Consider the following 23,720-nt stretch of genomic DNA (forward strand, 5'->3'; position numbering starts at 1 on the left):
CGACTCGAACCCGTATGCCGACACGTTGAATCCTCGCATGCTTGGACAGACTTGTTTGCAAATCCCTAGACGCCGCGCTTATTGCCCCAGAGCAGCACGTGAAGCTGTGGCAATACCCGCGCCTGGAACCATCGGTCTTGAGTAACCTTGTCCACCAGCCATTCCATGCGCTGCATGACGCCATCGATGTCTACGGGGCCGTCCACCGCATCGGCCGAGGGCGGCGTGTGGTTGCCCGGCTGGAGATAGGTCGGCAGGTGCGGATAGCGGGCTGCGACGTCTCGAGCAAAGTCATAATCCGCATCGCCGAAAACCACCAACTTGAGCACCGTCAGCGGCTTGCCTTGCGCGGCGTCGAGGCAAGCCTCGAATTGTGCCCTGTCGACGCTCATCCGGCTTGATGGCGGCTTGGGGCTCAGCACCAGGACGTCCAGCATCGAGAACCAGTCCCGGGCCATCGAACCCTGCGTTTCCAGGGCGAAGCGATAGCCGTCCTGGTGGCCGCGTGCGATCAGGTCGCCCAGCGGCTGGATCGCGGGATTGCCGCCGGACAGCGACACCATCAGCGGCTCGCCGCCCGACAGGACCCGGACCTGTGCCCAGATCTGCTCTATCGACATTGGCCGCCAGTCGTCACGGAAGCGACTGTCTACGGCATGCAGGCTGTCGCACCAGGCGCAACGGTAGTCGCATCCACCGGTTCGCACGAACACGGTCGGCTGGCCGATCAATACGCCTTCGCCCTGAATCGTCGGCCCGAAGATCTCACTGATGCGGATACCGGGCGGCTCCACGGCGCTCACGGCCTGTACTCCGCCCAGGTTTTGGCGGTCTCGCTGACGCGTACGGCAGAGGCTTCGGGCAGTCGCTGCTTGCACCAGTCATAGAAGTATTGGGCGAGATATTCGGCAGTGACCCGATCATGGCCCAGCACATCGTTGAGATGGCGATGGTCGAATGCCTCGTCGATGTGCCGTTTGAGGACTGACAGGTCCTGGTAATCGCGCACGAAGCCATGCTCGTTCAGCTCATCGGCGGTCAGTTCGACTTCCACGATGTAGTTGTGCCCATGCAGCCGAGCGCATTGGTGGTCAGGCGGAAGCGACGCGAGCTGATGGGATGCCGAGAAATGGAATTCCTTGGTGATGCGAAACGTCATGCGCGTTTCGCCTCTACGGCATCACGCCAGAAGTCGGCATCGGCATAGGGTGTTGGATCCGGCAGCCGGGCCAGGTCGAAGGCTTCCCGACGCTCGACGCAGGTGCCGCAACGTCCGCAATGTATCTCCCCGCCCTTGTAGCAGGACCAGGTCTGATCGAAGGGCGTTGCATGCCGTGCGCCCTCGGTCACGATGTCGGCCTTGGACACGTTTACGAACGGCGCGTAAAGGCGGACGTTGGCATAGCCGTCGAGCGCACGGTCCTGCATCGCCTGGAAGGCGTCAATGAAATCAGGCCGGCAATCGGGATAGATGAAGTGATCGCCGCCGTGGACGGCAACGCCGACTGCCTCGTCCTGTCGCGCCGCAGCGACACCGAAGGCTATCGCCAGCATGATGGCGTTGCGATTGGGCACCACCGTGATCCGCATCGATTCTTCGGCATAGTGGCCGTCGGGAACGGCAACATCGTCGGTGAGCGCGGAACCGCTGAGTTGGCGGCCGATGTCACGGATGTCGATGACCTGGTGCGGGACGCCAAGCCGTTGTGCGCAGGCCGCGACAAAGCCGAGTTCCTTGCTGTGCCGCTGTCCGTAGTCGAACGAAACGAGGCCTGTGAGAGTTTGCTCGGCCGCCACCTTGTGCGCGAGCGAAACCGAGTCCAATCCGCCGGAGCAGATGACGAGAGTTTTCAAAATGTTGATCCTTGTTTTGACCGGGTAAGGCTGCGACCGGAGATTGCTCTGTCTTCCCTCTACGCCAGAAATGGCAACTTGTGAATGGAACTCGAAGGGGCTGCGGCGTTGTGGCCAAGACGCCTCCCAGGCCGCCGAGCCGGGTGCAATAACCGGGCACCGGAGCCGAGGGCCTGGCTTGGTGCCGCTGCTATGGCCCTCGAGATAAAGCCTTTGGCTTGGCTGACCGAGGCGGTCAGTGGCCAGCCTCTGGCGAGGCCGGCTGCGACCGCGGAGGAAAACATGCAGCCCCCGCCATGAATCTCCCCCACGCCTTGCCGCTGCGCTGAAAAGCGTGTCACGCCGTCGGCGTCGACGAGCAGGTCCGTACTGCGCGGTCCCGCAGCGTGTCCCCCTTTGATCAGCACAGCCTTGGGCCCCATCGCCAGCAAGGCCCTGGCCTGAACGATCCTCGCAGTCTCGTCCATGGCAAGTGGCGAGCCAGTCAAGGCCGCAGCCTCAGGCAGGTTGGGGGTGAGCAGGAGGGTCCTCGGCAACAGCAGAGTGACCAGTGCGGCCAAAGCCTCCTCCGGGAGCAGGCGCGCGCCGCTGGTTGCCACCAGCACCGGATCAAGGACAATCCGGTTGGCGTCATGCCGGCTCAAGGTCTCGGCGACCGCGTCAATGACCTCGGCATTCCCGAGCATGCCGATCTTGACAGACGCCACCGGCAGATCGGCGAACGCCGCCTCGATCTGGGACGCTACAACTGTTGGAGGGACCGAGTGTATCGCAGACACGCCCATGCTGTTTTGCGCCGTCACCGCTGTAATCGCGCTGGTCCCGAAGACGTCAAAAGCGGCAAAGACCTTGAGATCGGCCTGGATTCCGGCGCCGCCGCCCGAATCCGAACCGGCAATGGTCAAAGCAACGGGTATCACGACGGATCGCCTTCCAGCGCGACCAGCGCCAGGTTGTGCCTGCCCATGGACTGCAACCGCCCCGCAGCGCGCAGAGCCCGCTGCCCGCTGCGGCAGCAGAGGACGATGCGGGCACCACCATATGCCGATGCCAGTTGGTCAATTTCCGTTGGGGCCAGACGAAGCGCATCTGCTCGCGGCAGGGTCGGCGCTTCAGCGACGCCGCGCAGGTCGACGACAATATCGTCGGGCACGAGGTCTGCCAGCCCGATGAACGCGGTGGCGTGCAGAGGCTCAGGACTATCGGCAAAGCTGAAGCCGCCAAATTGCAGGGTGTGGCCGTCGAAGCTGACAACCCGGCCTAATATGCCTGGCTTAAGGTCGAGCAGCACGTGAAGTGCCATATGGGCCTGGAGGCTCCCCAGTATCGATACGGCTGACCCCAGCACGCCGACGCTGGCGCAACTGCCGGCCACCGCTGGCGCATCGGGAAAGACCGCGCGATAACTTGGCGCACCGCCGCAAAAGGCGCCGACATAACCGGAGAAGCCAAGCACCGACGCACTGACCAATGGCTTGCCGGCAGCCCGGCAGCGGTCGGACAGGATATAGGTCACGGCGAAATTGTCGGCCGCATCGATGACGACGGTCGCCCTGTCGACGAGCGCGGCGGCATTGTGTGGCGTCAGGCGCTCCGGTCTGGCTGTTACGGTGATTGCGGGATTGGCTCGAAGCAGCGCCTTTCGCGCCGCCTCCGTCTTTGGCGCACCGATATCGTCCATGCCGTAGAGCGGCTGCCGATGCAGATTGGTGACGTCCACACGATCATGGTCGAGGATGACGATTTCGCCGATTCCGGCACCGGCCAGGATTTGCAGGACCGTCGAACCAAGGCCCCCGGCGCCAACCACGAGGACGCTGGCAGCGGCCAGCTTCGCCTGTCCATCGGCGCCGATTTCGGCCAGCGTCATCTGGCGGATGTAGCGATCGGTCATGTCAAAGCCTCGTTGCTGCCAGCCAGGCACCGGCCTGACCGGCTGGGTCGGGGTGGCGCACGATGTCTCCAACGACCGCAACGCAATCGGCGCCCGCCGCCAGGCAGAGTTCGGCCCGCGCCACGGTCAGCCCGCCAATGGCCACCAGCGGCCGCGCGCCCACGAGGCGCTTCCATTCTGCGATCCGCGCCAGCCCCTGCGGCGCCCAGGGCATCTTTTTGAGCTGGGTGGGATAGATGGGCCCCAGGGCCACATAGTCAGGGGACTCAATCAGGGCTCTGTCCAATTCGGCATGGTCATGGGTGCTGATGCCGAAGCGTATCCCCGCGCGGCGCAGCGCCCCCATGTCGGCCTCGGCGAGGTCTTCCTGGCCCAGATGCACGAAATCGCACCCGGTATCGATGGCCACCTGCCAATGGTCATTGATCACGAGCTGCGCACCCGCTGCCATGCATGTGGCCCTAGCTTGCTCGATCTCAGCGCGCAGCGCGGGTTCGGGACAATCCTTGATCCGCAGCTGGATCAGTTTTGCGCCCGAGGCCAGAAGACGCTCGACCCAATCCGCATCGGGCACGACGGGATAGAAGCGATCGAGCATCATGCGAGGACTGCCTTGCCCAGGACCGGGGTCGAAGGCGCCGCCATGTCGCGCGGCTCGAGGGGCGATGCGGTATGGGCAAGCCGCCCCGCGTCCACGGCGAGGGCAAAGGCTTCGGCCATGCGGACAGGGTCACCCGCCTCGGCGACGGCAGTATTGAGCAGCACCGCGTCATAGCCCATTTCCATCGCCGCTGCCGCATGCGAGGGCAGGCCGAGACCGGCATCGATCACCAGGGGTACATCGGGGAAGTGGGCGCGCAGGGCGCGCAAGCCAAAGAGATTGTTCAGCCCGCGCGCCGATCCGATCGGGGCGCCCCAGGGCATCAATACTCGGCAGCCTCCCTCGAGCAGGCGTTCGGCCACGACCAGGTCTTCGGTCGTGTAGGGAAAGACCTCGAACCCGTCCTCGCCCAGGATACGTGCAGCTTCCACCAGCCCGAAGACATCGGGCTGGAGGGTATCGGCCTCGCCGATCACTTCGAGCTTGATCCAGGTCGTGCCGAAGAGTTCGCGAGCCATGTGGGCCGTGGTTACGGCCTCCTTGACCGAATGACAGCCAGCCGTATTGGGCAGGACGCGGAGGCCCAGCTCGCCTATAAGCGACCAGAAAGCCTGGCCGGCCCGCTGGTCGCCGCCTTCGCGCCTGAGCGACACAGTGACGATTTCGGCCCCCGAGGCGCGCACTGCCGCCTCGAGGATTTTGGGCGAGGGATAACGGGCCGTGCCCAGCAGCAGCCGGGAGGACAGCGTGACACCATAAAACTCCATGCCTCAGCCTCCCTGCATAGGGGCGAGCACTTCGAGACTGTCGCCATCGTATAATTGCGTGTCCGCGCGCCGGGCCGCCGGCACGAACCGACCGTTAACGGCGGTGGCGATGACCGCGTCCTTGTAGCCCAGTGCATCAAGCGCCTCGTCGAGGCGGCTGGCGGCAAGCTGCTTCTCGGCGCCGTTAAGCCGAATTCGCATGCAGAAGCTCCGTGTCGAAATGGGGGGCAAAGGCCGCGCCGGCGGCAATCCGCGCGAGGGCCGGGGCAAGCAGGAAGCCGTGGCGGAAGAGGCCATTGACGCGAATGACGCGTCCCGTTCGCTCCACCCGGGGAAGATTGTCGGGAAGGGCAGGGCGGAGATCTGCCCCAAGCTCGAGAATTTCCGCCTCCCCCAGCGCCGGATGGAGGGTGAAGGCAGCCCCCAGCAAGTCGAGCATGGAGCGCACGCTGACCGGGCCCCGTGCCTCGCTTTCGAGCATGGTCGCACCCAGCATGAAGACGCCTTCGCCGCGCGGAACCAGATAGATCGGCAGGCGTGGATGCAAAAGGCGCACCGGCCGGGACAGCGACAGACTGCGTGAGCGGATCAGCGCCATCTCCCCGCGAACGCCGCGCAGTGCTGGCATGTCGATCCGCCCGCCAAGCCCCCGGCAATCAAAGACCAGATCGCCCCGCGCCGCTGCGGGCTCGAGTTCGGTGTCGAACCGGATGGCGACGCTCAGAGCTGCCAACCGCTCCACCAGCTCCGCCAGCGCGAGGCGCGGATCGAGATGTGCTTCGCCGGGGAAGTGGAGGCCTTTGCGGAAACGACCGGCCAGGTCAGGTTCCAGGGAAGCTATCTCGGTCTCGTTGAGCCACCGGTACCGCTCGGTGCGCTGGGCAAAGCGATCGAGTTCGGCCAGGTCGCGCCCAGGCGCAACCACCAGCGTGCCTTTCGACACAGTGGCGGGGAAGCGTTCACGCCACCAGTCAATGGATTGGGCGCCAAGACGGCCGACCACGGCCTCGCTCGATGCCATTTCGCACCACGGCGCAAGCATGCCCCCGGCATGCCAGGAACAGCTCCCCGGCCCGAGCCCCGCATTGCGGTCGAACACCTCCACCGCAAGGCCTCGCTCGGCCAAGGTCAGGGCGGTCGTCAGCCCGGCGACGCCTGCCCCGATCACTGTTGCCCGCAGGGGAGCGCGGCTAATCGAGCGGGACATAGACCTTCCCCCCCTGGTCGAGGAACTCGCGCGACTTCTCCGCCATGCCACCCTCGCGGGCGGCCATGTCGCGGATATCCTGCGTGATCTTCATCGAGCAGAATTTGGGCCCGCACATCGAACAGAAATGGGCGGTCTTGTGCGCCTCCTTGGGCAGGGTCTCGTCATGGAAGCTGCGTGCCGTATCGGGGTCGAGCGAAAGGTTGAACTGGTCTTGCCAGCGGAATTCAAACCGGGCCTTTGACAGCGCATCGTCACGCAACTGCGCCGCCGGATGTCCCTTGGCCAGATCGGCCGCATGCGCCGCGATCTTGTAGGTGATGACGCCGGTCTTGACGTCATCGCGATTGGGCAGGCCCAGATGTTCCTTGGGCGTTACGTAGCAGAGCATGGCCGTACCGAACCAGCCGATCATGCCGGCGCCGATAGCCGAGGTGATGTGGTCATAGCCCGGCGCAATATCGGTGGTCAGGGGCCCCAGCGTATAGAATGGAGCCTCGCCGCATTCGCGCAGCTGCTTGTCCATATTCTCCTTGATCTTGTGCATCGGGACGTGCCCCGGCCCTTCGATCATCACCTGGCAACCCTTGTCCCAGGCGATCCTGGTCAGCTCGCCCAGCGTTTCGAGCTCGGCGAACTGCGCTGCGTCATTGGCATCGGCAATCGAGCCAGGGCGCAGGCCATCGCCCAGGGAAAACGACACGTCATACCTGGCCATGATATCGCAGATGTCGCCGAAGCGTTCGTAGAGGAAGCTTTCCCTGTGGTGGGCAAGGCACCAGCCGGCCATGATGGAGCCGCCGCGCGAGACAATGCCGGTGACGCGCCTGGCGGTCAGCGGCACATGGGCCAGGCGCACGCCGGCATGGATGGTGAAGTAATCGACACCCTGCTCGCATTGTTCGATGAGCGTGTCGGAGAACACGTCCCAATCGAGCTTGGCGGGGTTGCCGTTGACCTTTTCGAGCGCCTGGTAGATCGGCACCGTGCCGATCGGGACGGGCGAATTGCGGATGATCCATTCGCGGGTGGCGTGGATGTTGCGGCCGGTCGAGAGATCCATGACCGTGTCGGCGCCCCAGCGGATGGCCCAGACCAGTTTTTCCACCTCTTCCTCGACTGAGGACGACACGGCGGAATTGCCGATATTGGCGTTGATCTTGACCAGGAAATTGCGCCCGATCACCATCGGCTCGATTTCGGGATGGTTGATATTGGCCGGAATGATCGCCCGGCCGCGGGCGATCTCGTCGCGCACGAATTCCGGCGTGATGAAAGGCGGAATGGCCGCGCCGAAACTGTTCCCATCGGCGAGGCGAGCCTCGGCGCCCTCCAACATCTGCTGGCGCCCCAGATTCTCCCGCTCGGCGACGAAAATCATCTCCTTGGTGATGATGCCGGCGCGCGCATAGTCCAGTTGGGTGACCGGCCGCCCGGCCCTGCCGCGGAGCGGCTGATGGGCGAGGGGGAAATGCGCGACGGCCCGTTCCGGGGATACATGGCCGTCGTCTTCGGGCCTGATGGCGCGGCCCGCATAGGGTTCCGCGTCGCCACGCTCGGCAATCCAGTTTCCGCGCAGGCGCGGTAGGCCGCGCTTGAGATCTATGGCGATGGCCGGATCGGTATAGGGGCCGGACGTGTCGTAAACGCGAAACGCCGGGGCGTTGGGATCGTCGATGGCGATCTCGCGAAAGGGCACGCGGATATCGGTGGCGAGCGGGCTGCTCGCATAGATCTTACGCGACGCGGAAAGCGGTGTGGTGGATATGCCATTGGCGCTCAGCGCCTCGGCGTTGATGGTCTTGTTCACGATGGGTCTCCATGTTTTCTCGTGAAAACGGAAACCCGGGCGCAGCTCTGGTGGCGGATACGATCCCGTCCCTTCGCCGGCATTACCCGGATCAGGTTCAAAGGGTTCGGCCTCTCAGCCATCTCAGACCAGACTCTTGCGAACCTGGACACCCCTCGGACGTCCGCGAGAAGACGGCATCGTCATGCCAATGTCAACCCGTCAACTCCGCCTTGCCAACAGCGCGGCTCGGGGGGTATACGCACCGAGTCTGGTGCCCGCTTCGGCGGGAGAATCGGGAACGCGGTTGAAATCCGCGACGTGCCCAGCGCTGTGCGGGGGACCTGTCGGGCATATGCCACTGGCGCAAGCCGGGAAGGCGTCCGCCGGGGATGATCCCAAGTCAGAAGACCGGCCAGATGACCTCTTGAAGCTGGCTGGACCCCAGCTCCTGTGTTTTTTTCAACAGGGGCAATGTCATGCCGGACACCACCGATCAGCCTGCGTTTCAACCACACTTTGCCGCGGGCGGACCATTTTCCGACGCCGAGCGCGCAGCGGTCTATCGCGCCATCTATAGCCGGCGGGATGTGCGCGGCCAGTTCCTGCCCGATGCAGTGGGCGACGAGGTCCTGATGCGGATCCTGGATGCCGCACACCATGCGCCCTCCGTGGGCTTCATGCAGCCCTGGAATTTCCTCGTGATACGCGATGCCGAGAAGAAGCGGCGGGTTGCCGAAATCTTTGCGCGCGCCAATGACGAAGCGGCATCGATGTTCCCCCAGGATCGTCAGGACGCCTATCGGGCCCTCAAGCTTGAGGGAATCACCAGCGCGCCGGTCAATATCTGCGTGACCTGCGATGGCACACGCGGCGGCCCGGTCGTCTTGGGCGCCACGCACATGCCCGACATGGACCTGTTCAGCACGGTCTGTGCCGTCCAGAACCTCTGGCTGGCGGCCAGAGCAGAGGGTCTGGGAGTCGGCTGGGTCAGTATCCTCAAGGAGCACGAGGTCAAGGTGGTCTTGGATATCCCCGAGCCGATCCGGCTGGTCGCTTACCTTTGCGTCGGCAGAGTCGATAGCTTCTTCGCATCACCTGAACTAGAGCAGAAGGGATGGCGGATGCGTATCCCGCTGGCGGACCTGGTTTTTGAGAACCGCTGGAATGCGAAGGGTGGCTGACTAGCGTCGCCGGTGGTTCCTAAAGCCCCAGTAAACGTCAATGATGGAAACGGCCATAAACGCATAGTGCGGGCTATGATAGGCCGTTCGTCCTTCATCAAGTAACCGAGGACCGCCACAACAAGGGACGGGAGGCCCCGCCGCCTGTCTTGAGTCTCTCAAGACACCATATTGGCAGTACCAGCATCTCCCTGTCCCGGCGCAGGCTCTTGCACTCCGGTGCTGGCTGCGGCTATCGCAATCCGGCGCAGGTCTGTTTTGCCTGACCGCAGGAGAACTCAATGTTATCTCGTCTTGATACGCGGCGGCGGATCGAGGGCCTTGCCCTGTTTGCCGCTTTCGCCTTAACTGTTCCACTCGCCAACTGGATGATCGGCAATGTGGGAACTGTCTGCCCTCCCGATGGCCCATGCTTGATTCCCGTCGCTCCGGGACTTTTGGCGCCGAGCGGTGTCATGGTGGCAGGACTCGCCTTTGTGCTGCGGGATCTGGTGCAGCGGCGCCTCGGCCTGGCTTGGACCATTACTGCAATTGCCTTTGGGGCTATATTGTCGGTGCTGGTCGCCCCGCCTGCTTTGGTGTTTGCCTCAGTGGTTGCGTTTCTTGTTTCAGAGCTGGCCGACCTGGGTGTTTATACTCCATTGCAGCGCCGAGGCCTGGTGCTGGCTGTCGTCGCCTCGAGCATGGTCGGCTTGTTTCTCGACACCCTGATCTTCCTGCAGCTGGCATTCGGCAGTATTGAGCTGATGTGGGGGCAGATCGTTGGCAAAGGCTTGATGGTTCTGGTCGCCATTCCCTTCATCTATTGGCTACGCTCATATGATGAGCGGCAGGAACGGCAACTCGCTGGAGCACTGGCATGACCGACTTCTCTCTTCAAGTCACGCAGCTTGGTCGTGAGACCAAGGCGGCAGACAGCCCCGAACTCGCCATTCTGGAGCGCGTGCCCAATCCACAGGCCGATACAGACTATGTCGCGCGGTTTACGGTGCCGGAGTTTACTTCTCTGTGCCCTGTGACAGGTCAGCCAGATTTTGCCCATCTGGTCATCGACTATGTTCCGGGCGACTGGCTGGTGGAGTCCAAATCGCTCAAGCTCTACCTGACGTCGTTCCGCAACCACGGCGCCTTCCATGAGGACTGCACAGTATCGATCGGACGCCGGCTGACGAGCCTGCTGGAGCCCCGATGGCTCCGGATCGGAGGGTACTGGTACCCGCGTGGTGGCATCCCAATCGATGTGTTCTGGCAGACTGGCATTGTACCACAACATGTCTGGCTTCCCGAGACAGGTGTGCCGACCTATCGCGGGCGCGGATAGGAACTGCCTCTTTTCAGCGCTAAGCTGTGACCGACGACACTGCTCCCGAGCTATCCATCCGCTCAGGACGTCCGTTCGCTCAATGTCCGCTCCTTGATGAATGCGTCTAGGAGCGGACTGGCGACAACGGCCAGCATCACGGCAAAAGACCTTCCTTCCGGGGTCAAAAGCTCTCTTGCTAACACAAGTTCGCCTGCGCCCGGAAAGCTTCGCCGATGATCGAGCGGCCCAGCTTGACGTAGATGATGTCGCTGAGGCCCCGGCCACCGCCGGCCTTGGCCTCGCCCATGCTCATGGTCTGGACGCCGCTGCGACGCAAAGATCGGCACGCCGAATCGCGTCGAGAGACGCGCTAGGAAGGGAAACCCCTGCCATGACTGCACGGTCTGCAGGACCGGCACGGTCTCGAAATCTGCCGCCGGGCGTGAAAAGAAGATCTGCGCCGCTTGCTGGGCACGGCCATGGTCCAAAAACGAACCGTCAACAGGCCCTGCCGACTTTAAAGAACGGCAGGGCCGCATCGCTCGATACTAGAGGCTAGTCGCCGATCGCGTCGAGTGCTCGAAGGGCTTCCAGGCAGGCAGCCGCGGCTTCGCGGCCCTTGTTGTGCTCGTCCTTGCGGCTGCGCAGGATGGCCTGCTCGTCGGTATAGGTGGTCAGGATGCCGAAGGTGATGGGCTTGCCTGTTTCGAGCCCGGCCTGCATCAGGCCATGAGCGGTGGCCTCACTGATATATTCGAAATGGGCCGTATCGCCCTTGATGACACAGCCCAGGCAAATGACGCCGTCGAAGCCGGACTGCGCGAGCCGCCTGGCGATGAGCGGAATTTCGAAGGCGCCTGGCGCTGAATAGATGTTGTCCGGCGCGACCGAAACACCATTCTCGGCGAGATAGGCTAGTGCGCCATCGCGCAGCCCATGGGTGACCTCCAAGTTAAACTGGCTGACGACGATGGCAAGGCGGGGTGCGTTTTCAGGCATTCTGGTTCTCATGGTCCTGGTGGGTGAAGGTGTGGCCGAATTTGTCCCGCTTGGTCGCGAGATAGCGCCAGTTATAGGGATTGGCCGGGATTTCGAGCGGCACGCGCTCGGCGACGTGGATGCCGAATTTTTCGAGGGACAGGGCTTTGTCGGGATTGTTCGACAACAGCCGCAGACGGTCGATACCGAGCGAGTGCAGGATCTGCCCGGCAATGCCGTAGTCGCGGGCATCGGCGAGAAAACCCAGCGCGGTATTGGCCTCGACGGTGTCGTGCCCCAGGTCCTGCAGGGCATAGGCGCGGATCTTGTTGGCAAGCCCAATGCCGCGGCCTTCCTGACCGCGCAGGTAGATCAGGGCGCCGCCGTCACCGGTGGCGATCTGGCGCAGGGCCTCCTGCAGTTGCGGCCCGCAATCGCATCGAAATGATCCGAGCGCGTCCCCGGTCAGGCATTCCGAATGCAGGCGCACCAGCGGTGTACGCCCCAAAGGACTACGGAGCAGCGCCAGATGCTCGGTGCCGTCCAGCCGGCTACGAAAGGCGCGGACCTCCAGGGGAAGCGGGGAGTGTTCGGTGGGCAGTTCGGACCGCGCCACTTCGTCCACCAGTGTTTCATTGGCGAGGCGATGGGCGATAATGTCCCTGATAGTGAGCCGGCACGTTCTGCGCGTTGTTCACGGCCTTCAGGGCGTTTCTGGTAGCGGATTTCATTTCAAAACTCCATTGTCGTAGTACTAGCCGGCGAGGTGAACAGGGCTGGCGGTGCCGGCGACCGGGCCCCTTGCGCAGGTCAAATTTCGAAGCCGGTCTCGGCAAGACGCCTGCGGGCTTCTTCGCTCTCATTCTGTTGTTGTTCGTCGTAATCGTCGTCTGTCGGCCAATCGACGCTGCGAAAAGCAGCAATTGCTTTCTCGAGAGACGACCTGGCCTCGAGCAACCGACATATGGCGTCCGAAGGGTCTGACAGAGCGCCGTACCCGTTGGTGTCACCGCCGGTGCGCAAAGCCTCGACCGCGCTAAACCAGTCGACGCGAATGGCTGTCGTGGCCTCTCTGGCGGCCTTGATCCTGATACTGACGTTCATTTCGTTTCCTCCCAAGGGTCACGGTAGGCAAGCTTTGAGGTTGGGTCCGAAGACCCAAGGATTTGCTCGATCGTGTTGAGAGCCTCAATCTCTTCCATCATCGCGATCCGCCGGCCAGCAACGAAGATTCGAAGTTTGCGATCGAACACTGCGCTCTCACCCTTCTTGAGAGTGTCGTGCACAGCCGTTCGCCCCATGCCCATCGCTTTGGACAATCGCGCCTGCCAGCCCCGAATGGGTTGACCTGGGTCCAGGGGGTCATGGCCGAAGCAGATCATAGCCACCAGTTCAATGCGTCGTTGCCGATCTCCAGGCTTGCCAACTGGGACTTCGATCATTTCGTTGCCTTCTTGCTATCGGCCGTGGAGCGCACCGCGATGGTTCTCGATCCAGTATTTGGCCGTGGTCGCCGACTTCAGAGCCCGGTGACCAGGATGAATGTCTGCGAACGCTCTGCGAATGTTCAGCGCGTATGCAATCTGCTTTGACGTGCCGCTCAATTGCGGGAGTTCGCCTTCGATTGGCTGCCCGTGGGCGTCAATCTGGGCTGCCCGCTCCGCATTAATCTCAGCGAGAGCTTCGAGTTCGATGCGCCGGGCCTCGGCCTGCTCGGCCTCCCGTTTCATGCGAGATGCCTCGTCGCGTTTGCGCTTTTCCAGTGCCTCAATGGCCTGCTGGTGCTGGAGGGGCCAGCGTCGCTGCCGTTCTTCTTCGAATTCTGACTGGCTTAGCTCCACGGCTACGCCGTCGTCTGTCTTCACGTAGAACTTGCTGCTAGCACGACTGCCAGTGGCAACACCATCAAGCGTGTAGAGTTCATCCGCGTCCAGCTGCCAAATACAACTTCCGGAGCGCTTGGAGCCGGAGCGATTATCCGTAGTGAAATAGACCGCGACCGAACTGCTATAGCCAATCTGCCGCAAAACGTGGCCTGGACCGTGGGCTCCACCGCCCGTAACCTGTCCAATGAACTGAAGCTTTTCCGTGATAACGCCTCGACCAAGATCGAGCGAAGCCGCCATGGTGGCGTTGGACGTTTCCGTCATGTCTGTCTCCTGTCCCTTGCAGTCAAAACCGCTTTGGGATCGTGTGTCCTTCGGCAAGGCCGTTCCATCGCCGATGTTGAGAGCCTAGATCGACAGGATAATCCTGTCAACAAAAATCCGACGAAACATCTGATTTGATGGTTTTGGCGTTTTTCGGTAAAACGGTGCCTGGGCTTGAGAGGGGACGAAAGGGGCGCATATGTCCGCGGAAGATGGCAAAGTGATTCGAGATCTGGCGGACCTCTTCATCAGGTTCACCTCAAGCAGAATTGGTCGATTTCTCGAGGTGAATCCCCGGACCGTTCAGCGGTGGATAAAGACAACGCACGGTCACATTGATGCAGGCGCCCTACCTGAAGATCTTCGCGAAAAAATTTCCAAACAGGCCGAGCTGGTTCGCTCGATTGGCTTGTTTCAGGCTCTTGACGATATCCGGGAAAAAGCGATCGAGGCGGGAGTTCATGAAGAGGTTCTGGCCGCACATTTTGCTCTGCAATTTGAGCGAACCACCGGCAAGTCAATAGAGTAGGGGACTTTGACGGAGCCTTCGGGAACGCTGGGCCCCGGCGCGTTGAAGGCCAATCAAGACAACCCAGACAAGCTTGAGCGGCCGGTCTGTAACGCGCCCCAAAATGGTCACCGGGGTCGTCGAGAAGGCATCCCAAGAGCGGACACCAAATACATTGGCCGCGAAGGTAATAATCGACATACCGCGCTGACCAGCCAACTGCATAATGAGGGGCAAAGAGCGAGCCTCACCCGTAAAACGAGCAAGCTGCCGCGATCTGTCCAATACTGATATTGCAGTTCACTAGTTTCGGTCTTCATGTCCCCAATGACGGAGCCAGCCTTCGAGCTCGTCGGCCGGCATCGGTCGGGCAAAGGCATAGCCCTGTAGATAATCACAACCCAGCCGGCGCAGAAGATTGGCATGCTCGATTGTCTCGACGCCTTCGGCTACGACGTTAAGACCCAAGGTCTTACCCATTCCGATGATGGACTTTATGACCGCACGCTTTTCCTGGCTTTCGATGATCGGCTGAACCAGTTGACGGTCTATTTTGAACCGTCGTGGATTGAGTCGAAAAAGACTCAGGAAAGAGGCGTGACCGGTGCCAAAGTCGTCGATGTCGATGCCGATACCCATCCTCCTGATAGCCTCGATATTCGTGCAGAACTTGTCCTTTTCGTCATCAAGGAATATGGACTCGAGCAGCTCAAAGTTAAGCGTCCCCGGTTCGAAGTCCAGTTTTTGCAGCGAGCAGACCAGTTGCTCGTCGGCTAGGCGGTTGAGGGAGACATTGACCGAGATTGAAGGAATAGTGATTTTCCTATGGCGCCATTCCTGCATTTGCGCCACCGCCTGCTCAAGGATCATGCCGTCGATAGTGCTCAGAACGTGACGTTCTTCTGCAAATTTCATGAAATGGGCGGGAGCCAGAACACCGCGAGAGGGGTGCTGCCACCGAGCGAGAGCCTCCAAACTGACCACTTGGTTCGTCTTGGCGTCGACGATTGGTTGGTAGTAGGGCACGAATTGGTTGGTCTCTATGGCTTCAAGGAGTTCTTCCGCAGTGCGCCTTGCTAACTCGATCTCGGAGCGCAGGTCCTCGGTGAAGTAGTCATGCCGGCCACCACCTCCGGCTTTTGCGCGATAGAGCGCCGCATCAGCATCGCCCAGAAGCTGATCCAAGCTACGATAGGCCGACGTTTGGGTGGCGATACCTATGCTCGCGCCGAGGCGCAGGGGCCTACCCGAGAAATAGAAAGGCATTGCCAGGCTTGAGAGGATGTTCCCTGCAAGGCGTTTCAGATGGGTCGGGTCTGCCGCACCTGGGCATACAACAACGAACTCATCGCCACCGCTTCGGGCCAAGAACTCTGCGGAGGTGATTTGGTCCGAAATGGTCCGGGCTGCGTGTTTCAGAACCGCATCACCAGCAAGATGACCTGCACTGTCGTTGATTTCCTTGAAGTGATCGAGATCGATATGGAGGATGGATGTGGGAAGCTGTTTGTCCCGATAGAGATCGCCCAGTATTTGCTCGAGGAACCGGCGGTTGGGTAATTCCGTCAACGGGTCCGTTAGCGCCTGGCGTTCTATCTGATCCTTTGCGATCTGCAGTTCGGCATTTCGTGTCTCTGCCAGCCGTTTGGCAGTAACAAGGCTTTCGTGAAGCTTCACATCGTCGGTGATGTCCCAGTTGGTCCCGACAAGCTTGCTCACTCCGTCATCGTCAAAATAGGTCACGTGGGACATGAGTGTGCGCACCTCACCATCTGTACGCACGATGCGAAACGTGGACGAAAAATCGCCCTTGCGGCGAATAGCTTCCGTGTTTTCCGATAGGATTTGTTCTGCGTCGTCAGGAAAAATTGCTGCCTGAAAGTCCGTGATCGAGAGCAGCTTGTGTTGGTCAAAACCATAGATGTCTCGCAGACGTCGATCGTAAATCAGCTGTCCTGAAGCGATATCGGCTTCAAATACCCCGATTTGAGAAACAATCAGGGCAAGTTCCAGCCGCTTTGCTAATTTGTTGCTACGTGCTTCGGCTCGTTTGAGTTCGGTAACATCGGTATCGGTGCCAATGAAGCGAACAGGACGACCCTGTTCATTGAATTCGACCGGGGCGCCCCGACTTTGAATCCAGATGTAATGCCCATTGCGGTGCTGCTCGCGGTATTCGAACACATTGCGTGGCAATTGGTCGGCCTGAAGGATATGGATGCGCACGCGTTCTCGATCCAAGGGGTGGACGCGTTCAATCCAGGCCTCCCGAGAGCTGTCAACATGCTCGTCTTCGCCGTATCCGCGCATTCTCTTCCAAGTAGGAGAGTAAAACACGGTGCCGCGCTCCAGATCAGACTCCCAGACCCCTTGGCCGGCACTTTCCAGCGCAAAGTTCCAGCGTCTCTCTGCATCTACCAGTTCGAGCAAAGCGTTCTTCTGCTCGTTAATGTCAGCAGCTTGGAGCCAAAGGTATTTTGGTCGCCCAGAGCAATCGCTCAATAGCGACAGCGAAATGCTGGCCCAGAAGCAGCGACCATCGGCATCAACCAGGCGATGCTCGGCTCGATATGAAGGGCGACGCCCCTCCAGCAATGCCTCTGCTAGCCACCTGGCTTCATCAAGATCAGGGGGATAAACGGCTTGTTCCAAACATATGCCCAAACATCCTGTTTTTCCCCGGCCCAACAACGCGTCTCCGGGTCTATTGGCGTAAAGAACAACGCCTCTGAGATTCAAAATGTAGCTGGGCAAGGGTGCTTGATCGAGCAGCCTCGACAGCGTGGCGACGTCTTCGTCGAGATCGCTTCGAACTTCAGGCGAAATAGTCAGCGTCACCTGTGAGCTCCACTTTCCCACAGGGGTTTGTTCATCCGCGACCCGTTACATGCATTCGTTCTCCGTCCGATCGGAACCGCGCAATCTGATACGACGGGAGCACAATTCCTGTGATCGTATGTCCGACTAAGCTTCGACCGTTCCACGGTTTGCCTCCTCTTTGCCGCAGACTTTCCACGTGGATGCTTGCCGAGGGCTTAATTCCTCGGGTCTTTCCCGAGGCTTGTGATCACGCCAGATCACATGGTTAGAAAACAGGAAACGCGACGGAGCGGCGTAACTGATCCCCAATACAGGTCGCTCGAAGGTCTTTACGAACTCGCTGTGCAACCCCCGCGCATTGTGTCAGTTCACCGCCACCTACGAAGTTGGAGAAAGCGGCAGGTGCGACCTCAAGCATCAAACGAACAAGATCAAAGGTCGGAGCAGGGCAATGACGCGATTCCCTTAGGCGCCGTAGGGTGGTGGTTTCTTAGTTCGGCCTGTCGGCTGAGGCACCACCAGCCCCGCAATCAAACCGTGTGCATAATCACATGGATGGTGCTCAACGCCCGTAAACTTGGACCACTTGCCACGGCACCGTCACCGATCCATCTGCGGCCACAGTCCCTTCAAAATCATCCGTCGAGGTGTCCAGTCGCTTTGTCCATTTACCCTCGGGCAACTGGAATTGGCAGTCGTCGCCCGCGTTGAGCACGATGAGCAGTTCGGGATCGAGCGCGGAGACGATCTTCAGGCCGAAGCACCTCAATTCGGCGTCTTGCCAATCGGCGTCTCCCATGGCTCTGCCATCGGGGTGGAGCCATTCCAGCACCGGATTGTCGTCAGGGCCATCGTTCTGCGCGACGCCGAAACGGGCGCGGGACAGGCCCGTCTCCCTGCGCAACTTGCTCAGGACCGAAACGGCTTCAATCAGTTCCGGCCGCGCCTTGCTCCAGTCGAGCCAGCTGATCTCATTGTCCTGGCAATAGGCGTTGTTGTTTCCACCCTGGCTATTGCCGAATTCGTCTCCTGCAAGGATCATCGGTACGCCCTGACTGAGAAGAACGGTAGCCAGCATGGCCTTTGCTCGGCGCAGCCTGGCTTGCAGGATGGCTTCGTCGTCGGTCTCGCCCTCTGCGCCCATATTGTCCGACAGGTTGTGGTCGTGACCGTCATTATTGTCTTCGCCGTTGGCCTCGTTGTGCTTCTCGTTGAAACTCAGGGTGTCCCAAAGCGTGTAACCATCGTGGGCGGCAACGAAATTTATGCTTGATGTGGCCGGGCGGTGGCTGTGATTAAACTGGACAGGCGAACCTGACAGGCGTTCGGACATTGCCGCGATCCGGCCCGGATCCTTGCGCCAGAATGCCCGCGTATCGTCGCGGAACTTGTCGTTCCATTCCCGGAACGGCCAACGGTAGCCGCCGACCTGGTAGCCCCCGTCACCAATGTCCCACGGCTCGGCAATCAGCTTGACACCGGCCAGCACCGGATCCTGTCGCAAGGCGTTGAAGAATGAGCCATCCCGCTCGAAGCCCTCCGATTCCCGGCCCAGGGTGGAAGCAAGGTCGAAACGGAACCCATCGACATGCATGGCCTGCACCCAATAGCGTAGGCTGTCTAGCACCATGCGCAGAACCATGGGATGGGCGACATTCAGCGTATTGCCGGTACCGGTCGTGTCAAAACTGTGCCGAGGGTTTTCGGGCGATAGTAGATAGTAGCTGGCGTTGTCGATGCCGCGGAAGGAGAGAGTCGAACCCAGTTCGTTGCCTTCACAGGTATGGTTGAACACCACGTCGAGGATAACCTCGATACCGGCGGCATGAAATTTTCGGATGGCTTGCTTCACTTCGCGGATCTGACCGGTGTGCAGATACCGGGCATGCGGGGCGAAGAAGGAAAGGGTGGAATAACCCCAATAGTTTGAGAGCCCCTTCTCGACCAGATAGCGATCATTGGCAAAGGCGTGCACCGGCAGCAGTTCGATGGTGGTTGCGCCGATCTTGTGCAAATGTTCGATGGTGGGATCGCTCGCCAACCCCTGGAAGGTGCCGCGCAGATCTTGCGGGATATCGGGATGCAGCATGGTGAGGCCACGCACATGCCCTTCGTAGATCACCGTGTCCTGCCAGCGGATTCGCAGGGCCCGGTCGGTGTCCCAGTCGAATGCCGGATCGGCAACAACGCCCTTGGGCATGAATGGGGCGCTATCGCGCTCATCAAAGCTCAGGTCATCCTCGCCGATTGTATAGCCATGCAAAGCATCGTCCCAGATGATCTCGCCCTTGAGTTCGCGGGCATAGGGGTCGAGCAGCAGCTTGTTGGGATTGAAGCGATGGCCCTCTTCGGGGGCATAGGGACCATGAACGCGGTAGCCATAGACCTGGCCGGGCATGATGCCAGGAAGATAACCGAACCAGATGCCGCCTTCCATGGCCGGCAGATCCAGGCGGTGGATTTCATTGGCTCCCGATTTGTCAAACAGACACAGCTCGACCCGCTGAGCGTGCTCGGAGAACAGGGCGAAATTGGTGCCTTCGCCCATGAATTCCGCGCCCAGGATATCAGGCCGGCCGGCGTGATGATCAAAGGTCGGCTTGGTGTTTTGCGCTTTACGCATTGGAGTGGTTCCTGGGGTGGAGCGGGTTGGGTCCGCTGGAGAGTTGCTTGTGAACGTGGGTGACTCCACGCCAGTTCCGGCAGATCGGCTATGCCTCGGACATTTCGGTGTCCCATCCGACAAAGATCACCTGACGGTCGATCTCGGTGTGCCAGATCGGTTCGATATTGGCAGGCAGATCAGTGGAGAAACCTGCAATCAAAGCCCGCTGCCCGTCGCTCCGACGCAACAAGACGTTGTCCGGGCTGAGAACGACCTTGCTCGCTGCCCGCTCGAGGAATTCGCGTTCGGTCTTGCGCAACCCAAGCAGTTCACGGGTCAGGTTCATCTTGGCCGTGGCAATCCTGCTGTCCAAGGTGCCGGCGGCAAGGGTGCCCCAATCCACAGGGCGACGGTTGTCCGGATCGGTGAGGGCAAGGAAAACTGTTTCGCTGCCACGGTAAATGTCGGGAAAGCCCGGCAGGAGGGCCTTAAGGGCAAGCTGGGCGAGGATCAGCGTGTCAGCGCTCGACACCAATTGCTTGAGTTCGATCGGCAGAGCGTCGCGCCATAGCGCAACCGCCGCGTGGGCAAAAGCGATGGCCTTGTTTTCCGCATTCTCGTTGGGCCTGGTCCAGAAACTGGCTTGCTTGGCTTCACGCATCGCCTTGCGGATATGATCGCGCAAACGCTCGTCGAGATGCGCGTCGGCTGGGTCCCAGATGGCCAGACAGGTCTGGATAATGTACCAGCGCCAGGCCGGGGTGACCTCGGCAGCTTCGCGTAGCTCGCAGGCCCGAAGGTAGAGGGCCTTGAACCCCTCCGGCTGATGGCTGATTGCCACCATGCGCATGCGCGCGTCCTCGGAACGCTTGGTGTCGTGCGTCGAACTCAGGTTCATGTCCCAAGGGGTTCGACCAGACAGGAACTGGTCGGCCTCCCGTTGATCCACGGTCGGCTCGGCGGGTTCGGCGCCAACTTCGTTGGCAGCCAGGTAGCGTGACCACCGGAAGCCGGCGGTATCTTCCTGCGCCTTGGCGAGAAGAGCGCCGGACACCTGCTGGAAACGCAAGGCGAAGGCTCGCGCTTGCGCTGTATCTGGCGAAAGCATAAGCGAGGCCACCGCCTTGACGCCGACCTCCGAACGCAGGCCCATTGCTGCCGTTTCACTCATTCGCGTGACGATGGCGTGGTCAGCTTCCTCGATGCCGTTGCTGTCTATATAGGTCCTGTAGCGTGGCACGGCCCCGAGCAGGGCCATGACAGCTTCCCGCAGCGTCTCGGGACCCGGTTCTGCGAGCGGTGAGGCCTGGAGCGCAGCGGCAGCCAAGGCGACGAGCTGGTGCAGTTCAGCCGCGAGTTCGAACTCGAGGATTTCTTTCTTGGCTCGGGTCAGCGCCTGCGGAAAACTGTCCGGCTCCTGGACCAGATCGCGCCAGATTTGATCCAGTTCTTCAATACCTCGGCTGTGCGTGAGCGCGCGCGCCAGCAGGCGGGCAGCTTCGTAACCGGTCGTGCCGACCGTGTTCCAGTTTGCGGGCAGGCGTTCTTCGCCCACCAGGATTTTTTCGACCCATATGGGCGTGCCGGGTAGCGCCTGCGACAGCCGTTCGAGATAGGCCGCCGGGTCGGCCAGTCCATCGATATGGTCCACGCGCAAGCCATCGACCAATCCCGCCCGGACCAGATCTAGCGTCAGCGCATGAGTGTCCTCGAAGACTTCGGGATCCTCGACACGCATGCCGATCAAGCCTGTGACGTTGAAAAAGCGACGGTGGGTGATGACATCGCGTTCGGCCTCCCAATGCTTCAGGCGCCAATGCTGCTGCTCGTGCACTTTGCGCAACGCATCTATGTCCGTCATGTCATATGGTGCTGTATCCGCTAGCGGGACCCGCGTTCCATCGAAGACGAAATGGCCGTTCTTTACGCTGAAGCGGCCGGCGGCCAGCATTTGCTCGAAAGGCTCGGGCAGAATAGGCAGAACCAGGGGGCCGGCATTCCAATCAATATCGAAATGGCTGGCGTAAGGACTGTTCTCACCGTCGCGCAGCACCTCCAGCAGCCAGGGATTCTCCAAGGTGAAGGCGGTGTGGTTCGGAACGATGTCGAGTATGATCCCCAGCCCGACCTGCCTTGCGGCTCCTACAAGCCGTTCAAATGCACCTCGCCCTCCCAGCGTCGGGTCGATCTGATTAGGATTGATGACATCGTAGCCATGGGTAGAGCCCGTCGAGGCGGTGAAGATCGGGGAGAGGTAGAGATGGGACATGCCCAGCCCAGCGATATAGTCGACATGCCGGGCAAGATTGTCGAAGTCGACGCCCTCCCGCAACTGTACCCGGTATGTGGCGGTCGGGGCCGAGTGCATCATGTCAATTTGCTCCAGACGGCAAGGGCGTAGGGATCGCGTTTGAGGTCGAAGAGCGCGAAGTCGGGCGTGCGCGCCCTGAGCGCATGGCGGCCGATCTCTCCAAAATTGAGATCAATAATCAACTCGCCCGCCTCGAACTGCCAGTGCGCCGTCAAGGCCTTTTCGCCGACGACATGAGCCGCACTATGCTGACGGGAGGTCGCCGTCAGCGGGAAGATCGCTGCCTGACGAAATGCGAGAACCTGGTGAGTCAGCCGCAGCCAGTCATTTGCAGCCGGAGATGGCGACCAGTCCAGTCGGGAGTGTCGGAAAGTTGCCGGATCGATTGGGTCGGGCACCGACTCGCCGAGCGCGGCGATGCCAGCGAATTCCTCGGCCCGGCCCTGGCGCACCGCTTCAGCCAGATCGCCGTCGTAGTCGGCAAAGAACTGGAATGGAGACACGGCGCCGCGTTCCTCGCCCATGAAGATCATGGGCGTATAGGGGGCAGTGAGCAGCAGGGCGTACGCCGTCTTCACCGCTTTTTCATCCGCCAGCGTCAGAAGCCGTTCGCCCTGGGCGCGATTGCCGACCTGATCGTGGGTCTGGATAGAATTTATGAAGCTGGTGACCGGCAAGTGGGCGCAGTCGGAGCCGCGTGGTGTGTCGAGCCCAATACGCGGCTGGCCTTCCTCGATATGTCCGCGCTCCAGGGCCCGCACCAGATCTGCGATCGGCTCGTTTGCGAAGGAGACATAGTAATCCTGGCTTTCGCCTGTCAGGCTTGTATGCACCGCATGGTGGAAATCATCGTTCCAACTGGCGGCATAAAGCCCCGACTCGCGCAAAGTGGGCTCGTTACGTTCATCCTCGACGATGAGATGGAGCGGCCTGCCCAGGTCCAGTTTCCGGACAGCCTGGCCCAATTCCATCATGAACTCCGGTGCCCCTTCGCCCTGGATTTGATGCACGGCATCAAGCCGTAGCCCATCGAGCCGATACTCGTTTAGCCACATTAGCGCGCAATCGATCCAGAACTGACGCACCGCATTCTGCGAGAAGTCGATCGCAGCGCCCCAAGGCGTGTGTCGGTCCGGGTTGAAAAATTCCGGCGCAATCGTGTGGAGATAGGCGCCGTCTGGACCGAAATGGTTCATGACCAGATCAAGAATGACGCATAGCCCGTGGCTCTGCGCGGTATTGACGAGCTGCCTCAGATCGTTTGGCGAACCATACGCTGGATGGGGGGCAAAGGGCAGCACCCCGTCATAGCCCCAGCCTCGCGACCCGGGAAACTGGCTGATCGGCATGATCTCAATTGCCGTGAAACCGAGCTTTGCGAATTCCTCCATCTTCTCGGCCGCGGCGCGGAATGTTCCGCTCGAGGTAAAGGTGCCTATGTGAAGTTCATAAAGGACATATTCGTTGAAGGAACGTCCCCTCCAGGAATGTGACCACTCGAAATCCGCGCCCGAAACCAACCGTGAAGGCCCGTGGACGTCCGAGACCTGCAGGCGGCTGGCAGGATCCGGATAGCGTATGCCATCAACGATGAAGCTGTAATCTTCACCTTCCTCAGCGGGAAAGCAGGCCTCCCAGAAGCCGTTGTCGCCACGGAGGAGAGGGATAGATCGCTCGCTCCCTATTGCTACCGCCACCGAGCCCGCCGAGGGCGCCCATAATCCGGCTCGCCACTGCGCGCCCATTCGC

The 23,720-nt window shown here is 60.9% G+C and carries 23 protein-coding genes and 2 riboswitches; of the genes, 4 read left to right on the forward strand and 19 right to left on the reverse strand.

Annotated features, from left to right (window positions below):
• Positions 1-65: 65 nt before the first annotated feature.
• Genes queE through thiC form a run of 10 tightly spaced genes read right to left on the reverse strand, consistent with a single transcriptional unit; the run spans position 66 to position 8,121 of the window.
• Entirely contained in the window at positions 66-821 is a 756-nt protein-coding gene (gene queE, locus K1X15_RS07260) for a 7-carboxy-7-deazaguanine synthase QueE (RefSeq protein ID WP_157289821.1), read from the reverse strand.
• Positions 800-1,159: a 6-carboxytetrahydropterin synthase QueD gene (gene queD / locus K1X15_RS07265; protein ID WP_157289344.1), complete on the reverse strand. Its 360-nt coding sequence runs from the start codon at positions 1,157-1,159 to the stop codon at positions 800-802. The genes queE and queD overlap by 22 nt, the downstream gene beginning before the upstream one ends.
• On the reverse strand, positions 1,156-1,854 hold the full coding sequence (queC, locus tag K1X15_RS07270) for a 7-cyano-7-deazaguanine synthase QueC (protein ID WP_220306818.1): 699 nt from the start codon (positions 1,852-1,854) through the stop codon (positions 1,156-1,158). Before queC ends, queD begins: the two co-directional genes overlap by 4 nt.
• Positions 1,855-1,913: 59 nt before the next feature.
• Entirely contained in the window at positions 1,914-2,774 is an 861-nt protein-coding gene (gene thiD, locus K1X15_RS07275; RefSeq protein WP_220306819.1) for a bifunctional hydroxymethylpyrimidine kinase/phosphomethylpyrimidine kinase, read from the reverse strand.
• Positions 2,771-3,748 (reverse strand): HesA/MoeB/ThiF family protein, encoded by a 978-nt coding sequence (locus K1X15_RS07280; protein WP_220306820.1) that lies wholly within the window; start codon positions 3,746-3,748, stop codon positions 2,771-2,773. Before K1X15_RS07280 ends, thiD begins: the two co-directional genes overlap by 4 nt.
• 1 nt (position 3,749) lies before the next feature.
• Positions 3,750-4,349 (reverse strand): thiamine phosphate synthase, encoded by a 600-nt coding sequence (locus K1X15_RS07285; RefSeq protein WP_157289341.1) that lies wholly within the window; start codon positions 4,347-4,349, stop codon positions 3,750-3,752.
• Complete coding sequence (locus tag K1X15_RS07290) at positions 4,346-5,116, reverse strand: thiazole synthase (RefSeq protein ID WP_157289340.1); 771 nt, start codon at positions 5,114-5,116, stop codon at positions 4,346-4,348. Before K1X15_RS07290 ends, K1X15_RS07285 begins: the two co-directional genes overlap by 4 nt.
• A 3-nt stretch (positions 5,117-5,119) precedes the next feature.
• Entirely contained in the window at positions 5,120-5,317 is a 198-nt protein-coding gene (thiS, locus tag K1X15_RS07295) for a sulfur carrier protein ThiS (RefSeq protein ID WP_157289339.1), read from the reverse strand.
• Positions 5,301-6,296 (reverse strand): FAD-dependent oxidoreductase, encoded by a 996-nt coding sequence (locus K1X15_RS07300; protein WP_220307466.1) that lies wholly within the window; start codon positions 6,294-6,296, stop codon positions 5,301-5,303. The genes thiS and K1X15_RS07300 overlap by 17 nt, the downstream gene beginning before the upstream one ends.
• Before the next feature lie 10 nt (positions 6,297-6,306).
• Positions 6,307-8,121 (reverse strand): phosphomethylpyrimidine synthase ThiC, encoded by a 1,815-nt coding sequence (gene thiC / locus K1X15_RS07305; protein ID WP_220307467.1) that lies wholly within the window; start codon positions 8,119-8,121, stop codon positions 6,307-6,309.
• A 63-nt stretch (positions 8,122-8,184) separates the two neighbouring features.
• A riboswitch (TPP riboswitch) is annotated at positions 8,185-8,299 on the reverse strand.
• A 68-nt stretch (positions 8,300-8,367) separates the two neighbouring features.
• Positions 8,368-8,546, forward strand: a riboswitch (cobalamin riboswitch).
• A gap of 45 nt (positions 8,547-8,591) precedes the next feature.
• Between thiC and bluB the strand changes: the two genes are divergently transcribed.
• The 3 genes from bluB to queF all read left to right on the forward strand — a co-directional run bounded on the left by bluB (position 8,592) and on the right by queF (position 10,617).
• The gene (gene bluB / locus K1X15_RS07310; protein WP_157289338.1) at positions 8,592-9,296 is read left to right on the forward strand and encodes a 5,6-dimethylbenzimidazole synthase; all 705 of its coding nucleotides are present in this window, start codon (positions 8,592-8,594) and stop codon (positions 9,294-9,296) included.
• Positions 9,297-9,577: 281 nt separating this feature from the next.
• On the forward strand, positions 9,578-10,159 hold the full coding sequence (locus K1X15_RS07315; RefSeq protein WP_067458722.1) for a VUT family protein: 582 nt from the start codon (positions 9,578-9,580) through the stop codon (positions 10,157-10,159).
• Positions 10,156-10,617 carry a preQ(1) synthase gene (gene queF, locus K1X15_RS07320; protein ID WP_067458719.1) on the forward strand — a complete coding sequence of 154 codons (462 nt, stop codon included), beginning with the start codon at positions 10,156-10,158 and terminating at the stop codon, positions 10,615-10,617. Before K1X15_RS07315 ends, queF begins: the two co-directional genes overlap by 4 nt.
• A gap of 537 nt (positions 10,618-11,154) precedes the next feature.
• Here queF and ribH read toward each other — a convergent pair.
• The 5 genes from ribH to K1X15_RS07345 all read right to left on the reverse strand — a co-directional run bounded on the left by ribH (position 11,155) and on the right by K1X15_RS07345 (position 13,727).
• Positions 11,155-11,598, reverse strand: coding sequence for a 6,7-dimethyl-8-ribityllumazine synthase (gene ribH / locus K1X15_RS07325; RefSeq protein WP_157289337.1), 444 nt, complete (start codon positions 11,596-11,598; stop codon positions 11,155-11,157).
• Positions 11,591-12,202 carry a GTP cyclohydrolase II gene (gene ribA / locus K1X15_RS07330; RefSeq protein WP_240549684.1) on the reverse strand — a complete coding sequence of 204 codons (612 nt, stop codon included), beginning with the start codon at positions 12,200-12,202 and terminating at the stop codon, positions 11,591-11,593. Before ribA ends, ribH begins: the two co-directional genes overlap by 8 nt.
• A 185-nt stretch (positions 12,203-12,387) precedes the next feature.
• Positions 12,388-12,681 (reverse strand): hypothetical protein, encoded by a 294-nt coding sequence (locus tag K1X15_RS07335; protein WP_220306821.1) that lies wholly within the window; start codon positions 12,679-12,681, stop codon positions 12,388-12,390.
• On the reverse strand, positions 12,678-13,019 hold the full coding sequence (locus K1X15_RS07340; RefSeq protein ID WP_220306822.1) for a hypothetical protein: 342 nt from the start codon (positions 13,017-13,019) through the stop codon (positions 12,678-12,680). Before K1X15_RS07340 ends, K1X15_RS07335 begins: the two co-directional genes overlap by 4 nt.
• 15 nt (positions 13,020-13,034) lie before the next feature.
• Positions 13,035-13,727: a hypothetical protein gene (locus K1X15_RS07345; RefSeq protein WP_220306823.1), complete on the reverse strand. Its 693-nt coding sequence runs from the start codon at positions 13,725-13,727 to the stop codon at positions 13,035-13,037.
• 199 nt (positions 13,728-13,926) lie between these two features.
• On the opposite strand from K1X15_RS07345, the gene K1X15_RS07350 reads away from it, so the two are divergent.
• Positions 13,927-14,256: a hypothetical protein gene (locus K1X15_RS07350; protein ID WP_220306824.1), complete on the forward strand. Its 330-nt coding sequence runs from the start codon at positions 13,927-13,929 to the stop codon at positions 14,254-14,256.
• 282 nt (positions 14,257-14,538) lie between these two features.
• Here the strand turns inward: K1X15_RS07350 and K1X15_RS07355 are convergent, their stop codons facing one another.
• From K1X15_RS07355 to treZ, 4 genes are all read right to left on the reverse strand, one after another.
• Positions 14,539-17,073 (reverse strand): sensor domain-containing protein, encoded by a 2,535-nt coding sequence (locus K1X15_RS07355; protein WP_220306825.1) that lies wholly within the window; start codon positions 17,071-17,073, stop codon positions 14,539-14,541.
• A gap of 544 nt (positions 17,074-17,617) precedes the next feature.
• A complete protein-coding gene (gene glgX, locus K1X15_RS07360; RefSeq protein ID WP_220306826.1) occupies positions 17,618-19,678 on the reverse strand; it encodes a glycogen debranching protein GlgX in 2,061 nt (686 codons plus the stop codon).
• A gap of 88 nt (positions 19,679-19,766) precedes the next feature.
• Positions 19,767-22,031 carry a malto-oligosyltrehalose synthase gene (gene treY, locus K1X15_RS07365; RefSeq protein WP_220306827.1) on the reverse strand — a complete coding sequence of 755 codons (2,265 nt, stop codon included), beginning with the start codon at positions 22,029-22,031 and terminating at the stop codon, positions 19,767-19,769.
• Positions 22,028-23,716, reverse strand: a complete 1,689-nt coding sequence (gene treZ / locus K1X15_RS07370) for a malto-oligosyltrehalose trehalohydrolase (protein ID WP_220306828.1) — start codon at positions 23,714-23,716, stop codon at positions 22,028-22,030. Before treZ ends, treY begins: the two co-directional genes overlap by 4 nt.
• Between the last annotated feature and the right edge of the window lie 4 nt (positions 23,717-23,720).

It is taken from the genome of Devosia salina (assembly GCF_019504385.1).
Classification (GTDB): domain Bacteria; phylum Pseudomonadota; class Alphaproteobacteria; order Rhizobiales; family Devosiaceae; genus Devosia; species Devosia salina.

What these genes read in the sequence shown, in the direction of transcription:
- K1X15_RS07345 (WP_220306823.1), bottom strand. Translation starts at nt 13,727, where the DNA reads ATGACGGAAACGTCCAACGCCACCATGGCGGCTTCGCTCGATCTTGGT.
- ribH (WP_157289337.1), bottom strand. Translation starts at nt 11,598, where the DNA reads ATGCCTGAAAACGCACCCCGCCTTGCCATCGTCGTCAGCCAGTTTAAC.
- K1X15_RS07285 (WP_157289341.1), bottom strand. Translation starts at nt 4,349, where the DNA reads ATGATGCTCGATCGCTTCTATCCCGTCGTGCCCGATGCGGATTGGGTC.
- thiS (WP_157289339.1), bottom strand. Translation starts at nt 5,317, where the DNA reads ATGCGAATTCGGCTTAACGGCGCCGAGAAGCAGCTTGCCGCCAGCCGC.
- glgX (WP_220306826.1), bottom strand. Translation starts at nt 19,678, where the DNA reads ATGCGTAAAGCGCAAAACACCAAGCCGACCTTTGATCATCACGCCGGC.
- K1X15_RS07340 (WP_220306822.1), bottom strand. Translation starts at nt 13,019, where the DNA reads ATGATCGAAGTCCCAGTTGGCAAGCCTGGAGATCGGCAACGACGCATT.
- K1X15_RS07350 (WP_220306824.1), top strand. Translation starts at nt 13,927, where the DNA reads ATGTCCGCGGAAGATGGCAAAGTGATTCGAGATCTGGCGGACCTCTTC.
- K1X15_RS07290 (WP_157289340.1), bottom strand. Translation starts at nt 5,116, where the DNA reads ATGGAGTTTTATGGTGTCACGCTGTCCTCCCGGCTGCTGCTGGGCACG.
- queF (WP_067458719.1), top strand. Translation starts at nt 10,156, where the DNA reads ATGACCGACTTCTCTCTTCAAGTCACGCAGCTTGGTCGTGAGACCAAG.
- bluB (WP_157289338.1), top strand. Translation starts at nt 8,592, where the DNA reads ATGCCGGACACCACCGATCAGCCTGCGTTTCAACCACACTTTGCCGCG.
- treY (WP_220306827.1), bottom strand. Translation starts at nt 22,031, where the DNA reads ATGATGCACTCGGCCCCGACCGCCACATACCGGGTACAGTTGCGGGAG.
- treZ (WP_220306828.1), bottom strand. Translation starts at nt 23,716, where the DNA reads ATGGGCGCGCAGTGGCGAGCCGGATTATGGGCGCCCTCGGCGGGCTCG.
- queD (WP_157289344.1), bottom strand. Translation starts at nt 1,159, where the DNA reads ATGACGTTTCGCATCACCAAGGAATTCCATTTCTCGGCATCCCATCAG.
- K1X15_RS07315 (WP_067458722.1), top strand. Translation starts at nt 9,578, where the DNA reads ATGTTATCTCGTCTTGATACGCGGCGGCGGATCGAGGGCCTTGCCCTG.
- K1X15_RS07335 (WP_220306821.1), bottom strand. Translation starts at nt 12,681, where the DNA reads ATGAACGTCAGTATCAGGATCAAGGCCGCCAGAGAGGCCACGACAGCC.
- K1X15_RS07280 (WP_220306820.1), bottom strand. Translation starts at nt 3,748, where the DNA reads ATGACCGATCGCTACATCCGCCAGATGACGCTGGCCGAAATCGGCGCC.